7 protein-coding genes are annotated in these 4322 nt (G+C 58.4%); 1 reads left to right on the top strand and 6 read right to left on the bottom strand.

The annotated features are described in order from the left end of the window. Positions 1-2: 2 nt before the first annotated feature. From A3AU_RS1000000141015 to A3AU_RS0127370, 3 genes are all read right to left on the bottom strand, one after another. Positions 3-224, bottom strand: a complete 222-nt coding sequence (locus tag A3AU_RS1000000141015) for an SHOCT domain-containing protein (RefSeq protein WP_081709693.1) — start codon at positions 222-224, stop codon at positions 3-5. Positions 225-405: 181 nt separating this feature from the next. Beyond that, positions 406-792 carry a DUF302 domain-containing protein gene (locus tag A3AU_RS0127365; RefSeq protein WP_027055706.1) on the bottom strand — a complete coding sequence of 129 codons (387 nt, stop codon included), beginning with the start codon at positions 790-792 and terminating at the stop codon, positions 406-408. Positions 793-1056: 264 nt separating this feature from the next. Further along, the gene (locus A3AU_RS0127370; RefSeq protein ID WP_051355489.1) at positions 1057-1707 is read right to left on the bottom strand and encodes a cytochrome b/b6 domain-containing protein; all 651 of its coding nucleotides are present in this window, start codon (positions 1705-1707) and stop codon (positions 1057-1059) included. Positions 1708-2003: 296 nt separating this feature from the next. Between A3AU_RS0127370 and A3AU_RS0127375 the strand changes: the two genes are divergently transcribed. Beyond that, positions 2004-2435, top strand: a complete 432-nt coding sequence (locus A3AU_RS0127375; protein ID WP_027055708.1) for a hypothetical protein — start codon at positions 2004-2006, stop codon at positions 2433-2435. A gap of 38 nt (positions 2436-2473) precedes the next feature. Here the strand turns inward: A3AU_RS0127375 and A3AU_RS0127380 are convergent, their stop codons facing one another. From A3AU_RS0127380 to A3AU_RS0127395, 3 genes are all read right to left on the bottom strand, one after another. Then, positions 2474-2893, bottom strand: a complete 420-nt coding sequence (locus tag A3AU_RS0127380) for an efflux RND transporter periplasmic adaptor subunit (RefSeq protein ID WP_027055709.1) — start codon at positions 2891-2893, stop codon at positions 2474-2476. A gap of 363 nt (positions 2894-3256) precedes the next feature. Continuing rightward, positions 3257-3703 (bottom strand): pyridoxamine 5'-phosphate oxidase family protein, encoded by a 447-nt coding sequence (locus A3AU_RS0127385; protein ID WP_027055710.1) that lies wholly within the window; start codon positions 3701-3703, stop codon positions 3257-3259. Between the two features lie 265 nt (positions 3704-3968). Next, a complete protein-coding gene (locus A3AU_RS0127395) occupies positions 3969-4220 on the bottom strand; it encodes an OsmC family protein (RefSeq protein ID WP_470362448.1) in 252 nt (83 codons plus the stop codon). Between the last annotated feature and the right edge of the window lie 102 nt (positions 4221-4322).

Consider the following 4322-nt stretch of genomic DNA (forward strand, 5'->3'; position numbering starts at 1 on the left):
AATCAGTGCTTTTTTAGGTCGCCTTTCATCTCCTCATATTGCTCTTTCGTGATCTCGCCAGAGGCATAGCGGCGATCCAGAATTTCTAGCGAGGCCGCGTCCCGGAATTGTTCGCGCGGTGGTTGATGCCAGAAATAGTAGTAGACAACACCGGCCCCGATCAGAATCAGCAGAAACGGGCCAAACCCCAGAGAACGACATGCCCCAAGCTCCGCCGCAACAATTGCTCCATGACATCATGACGAGAACTCCATTTTGCGACACCAAGCCATCGCTTCGAGCGCGCCGCATTGCGCTGGATCAAGTTGCAGAAGTGATCGCCGATGGTCGCCAGAGTTACGTTTTGGGCGCATCCTCAGCCCCAAACGCTAAGAGCGGTGGGCTCCAGAATTGCCGTCCTGATGCCTAAAGGTGCGCGACCACCCGTTTGAGTTTCAACCGCACGGCCTCGGCGGCTTGCTTCAGCGCGGGATTGTCGATCGCTTGCATGGAGGCGACCGGATCGATTGCAGCTACCTCAGTTTGCAAGTTTCCTGAATCCCGCACTACGACATTGCACGGCAGCATCGTCCCCACTTTGCTTTCCAGCAGGAGGGCTTCGTGGGCCAACTCGGGGTTGCATGCACCGAGGATAACGTATTTCGGGAACTCTACACCGATCTTGGTCTTCAGCGTTTCCTGCACATTGATCTCAGTCAGCACGCCAAAACCTTCGGCCTTGAGAGCCGCTTTCGTCCGCACGACGGCCTCATCGAATGCCGTCGGCAACAGGCGGCTTATGTAGTAGGTCATTGTCTTACACCTCGAGATGGATATTTGAATAAGTAACCCCGGTCAGCGTGGAGTTGAAATAACTGCCTACAATCCCCCGGGCGAAATGAGTCGTGCACAGATTCCGGACACTTGCAAAATAGTCGTCCAAGCCATTGTGTGCGTGCGCCGCCAACGATCCAAGGGCAGGACCCTCGCCGCAGGCTAGGTTCGATGCCCATCCAGTTAGGCGGCCTGGCGCGTTTCGATGACATGACATCCGCGGCACTTGGCAATTGCTGGTTGTCAGTCAGGTCGTTTGCGCCCGGTAACCATTGCCCTTGCGAGGTTCTCGTGATGCACGAAGCTTGCCGGGACTACGCCGAGAACGTGGAAGACAATCAAGCCAAGCGTTATGCTGGCAATCACTTCGTGGGACTCACTGAAGGCACTCCTGCCTCCGCGTTCTCCGACTTGATTCTCGTCGTCTTCGACGGTCTGCGCTCCACCGATAGATAATGTCTGCGCATACAGGGGAGCCAACGGCCCGGCAGCGTCTTCTTCAGCGTACCGGACAAGCCCGGTCACCACCGTCGCAGCCAGGAAGGCCAAAAGCGCGATCACCATTGCGCCGCCGGCGGGGCTCTGCCCGACGTAGCGCTTTGCACGCGTACGCACGAGGTCCCAGAGGTAGCGGGTGGCCGCTATCGGACCGGTGGTGAAGTCAGAAAACCGCGCATGGCTCGGTCCGACAAATCCCCACAGGATACGGGCGAAGACCAGCACTCCGACAATGTAGCCCGCCCAGACGTGGACGATCTTTGCGTCTTCCGTCAGGTATGCGACGAAAAATCCGACGGCGACCGTCCAGTGAGCTATGCGAACGAAAGGATCCCAGACCTGTACGTCAGATGAAGCTCGAGCGTGCATACCATTCACTCCTTGCAGGAAGTACATCAGAAACAGGCAAGTCGGCTTCCCGTGCCTTGACCTGGATCAAGGCTTTGGAGCTGTTCGCCCGATTGACCGATGATCCTGACGCTCACCGCAGCAGGCTGACGATGTTGGACATTTGGGTATCGAGGCCGATCTGCCGCGCTGCATTGCCAAGGCAGGCCGCTCAGGACGATTTCACAGGTTCCTGTAATCCTCCCCCGCTCTCGCCCGCCCACCGACAGACCACGCCCCATTGACACAGGTCAAGTTCACAACCGCTGCTCGTGCTAGAAGTCTGGGGTTTGGAGGAAAAATCAATGCTCTCGCGTCGTCGTGTTCTCATCGCGTTTCTGGGCGTCTCCGTGGCATGGGCGTCGGCGATCGGTTTGGCTCACTCCCAAGCAGCGCCTGCTGTGTCCGATGTTGAAATCAAACAATCGATCATATCGGCGACTGGCCATGACGGGAACGCCATCGAGGTCGCAACCAACGCGATCCAGATCGTCGTAGCTGTTGTGAATAGCGACCTAAACGGGCCACTCATTAGCCATCGCGAACGAGAGGTGGACGCGGCGAAGATCGTGGAAGCTATAATTGCTGTTCTCAAAGGCAATCCTGCCCATGACAAACTGCTGGCAATTCACATCGACTACGTCTCGCGCGAGCCGAAGGCAGATCATTCACACGTGGTAGACGGTGTTGACTATCGCCGAAATCAGAACGGAAGCTTCGATTTACACAAAACATAGACATGGATGGCACATCGATTGACCGTCGAACAGCACCCTTACTGGAGCTTGACCTTGCTCCCCTGGGCAAGGCTAGCAGGTGGATAGACGACGATCTCGCCAGGGTGCACGCCCTGCGCAACGGCGGCGACGCGAGCCGATAGGCGCGCAACCTGGGTTTCTCGGAGATGAACGCGGCCTGCCTCGACAACGAAGACGCTCCAGGCATCGCCGCGCCGGAACAGGGCTCCGATCGGCACGACGATTGCGTGGTCGTTCTCCTCAACCACGATCTTGACCTCGACGCGGTAGCTATCTTCCAAGCAGGCCCACGTCTCTCGTGGCGAGGTTCTGTCGACGACAACCCAGACGCACTGCTCCTCGACGCCGAGCGCGGAGATTTTGGTGAAGCCGGAGGGCTCGACGCGCCGCACGGCCCCTCGCAAATCCGTGGGGCCGCCCCAGCGCCCGATGATCACCTTGTCGCCCTCCCTTAGGCGCGTCGAGCGATAACCCCTTGGCCACCTCAACTCCTTCTTTTCTACGCACCACAGTCACCCCGGCAGGTATCGATTTGCCTCAAAGGACGTGAGGGGCGGCCAAGCTACGATATCGGCGATTGGCACTCGGGCGCCTATTCACTTGAACTGTGCTGGGATGAGGCAAATGAGAGCAATAGATGTTATGAACTGCGGGTCCCGGAAGACACAGTGATGCGATCATATTCTCTCGAAACCAATCGCATCGTGAACACCACTGCCATGCGGCTTGGTCCGTCGAAAGCGGGCCGCGCCCGCGCAATTCGAGGCCTTCCCCGCGCCCCAGGCCACACGCATGGTGGCCTATTCACTCGCTTCCCGGCCAGACATCTCTTCTATGAGGATCCGAAAGAAGACGTGCGGCAAGCTATCTGACACGGGAGGCATGACAGGCTTGAGCGCGCCGGGCTCCCACCAGTCCGAGTGCTTGCTCAACACTGACCATGCGTGATCGCGCTGAAGCTTGTGGCCGATCTGGTCAGGCAGCTCTTCAAAGCGGCCGTCGACAATCACGCTTCTCCATCCTCGTCCCTGGGTGTGTTCGACGATCTGGGCGCATACCAGGGAGTTGGCGCGCATCCAGTCGATCTTCTTGCCCGGCAATGAGAATGCGTAGAGGTGACTGTCGGCGTAGGCGTAGTTGAAGCAGACGACGTAGGGTTGTCCGTCCCTAGCGCATGCCAGATGGCCGACGCGGTTGGCAGCCAGCAATTTCTCGCATTCCAAAGTGGAGAGCGTGCGGATCAGCATCGATGCGACCCTCCTATTTTTTTACACTTCACACCCTGACAGCCGAACTCGCTATGACGTGGATCAAATTGCCGCGTCTGTTTGACCAGCAGCAGTCCACATCAGCGAGCTCTGGCAGAAGCCGACCTTCCTTCGCGAGCACGTCAGCCTGGAAGCTTATCGCCATCTCCAGCCAATGGTAGTCAGCCACGACCTTCCAGCGAAAAGGCTGCTTCCGTTGATCAAAATCGAGCTGGTCAGCGCGTTTAAACTGACGTGCTTCGGCTCATGCTTCTCTCCTGATCGTGCCTTCGAGTACCGTGGCTGCAGCGACCGTATTAGAAATCGTGCCATACTTGCGGACGTTCTTGTGCAGCAGCTCCAGCCGCTGGTCGGTTTCATCGGTGTCGATGACAAGCTCGTAGTGGATGGAGGCAATCCCCGGCGGGCTGTCGCGCCGAACGGCATGCAACGCGACCCTGACGCCGCGGAGCTTGAANCCGAGCATCGGCGTGACGCGCTCGATGCCCTTGATCATGCAGGCGGCGATCGCCGCCAGAAGCAGTTCAGCCGGATTGAAGGCGTCGGCCCGGCCCTCGAGACAGGTGTCAAGAACGAGCGCGGCATTCTTGGTCGTGGC

It is taken from the genome of Mesorhizobium erdmanii USDA 3471 (genome assembly GCF_000472705.1).
Lineage (GTDB): Bacteria > Pseudomonadota > Alphaproteobacteria > Rhizobiales > Rhizobiaceae > Mesorhizobium > Mesorhizobium erdmanii.

Bases quoted from the DNA above. Each gene is read 5' to 3' on its own strand.
- A3AU_RS0127365 (WP_027055706.1), bottom strand. From the start codon at position 792: ATGACCTACTACATAAGCCGCCTGTTGCCGACGGCATTCGATGAGGCC.
- A3AU_RS0127370 (WP_051355489.1), bottom strand. From the start codon at position 1,707: ATGTACTTCCTGCAAGGAGTGAATGGTATGCACGCTCGAGCTTCATCT.
- A3AU_RS0127375 (WP_027055708.1), top strand. From the start codon at position 2,004: ATGCTCTCGCGTCGTCGTGTTCTCATCGCGTTTCTGGGCGTCTCCGTG.
- A3AU_RS0127385 (WP_027055710.1), bottom strand. From the start codon at position 3,703: ATGCTGATCCGCACGCTCTCCACTTTGGAATGCGAGAAATTGCTGGCT.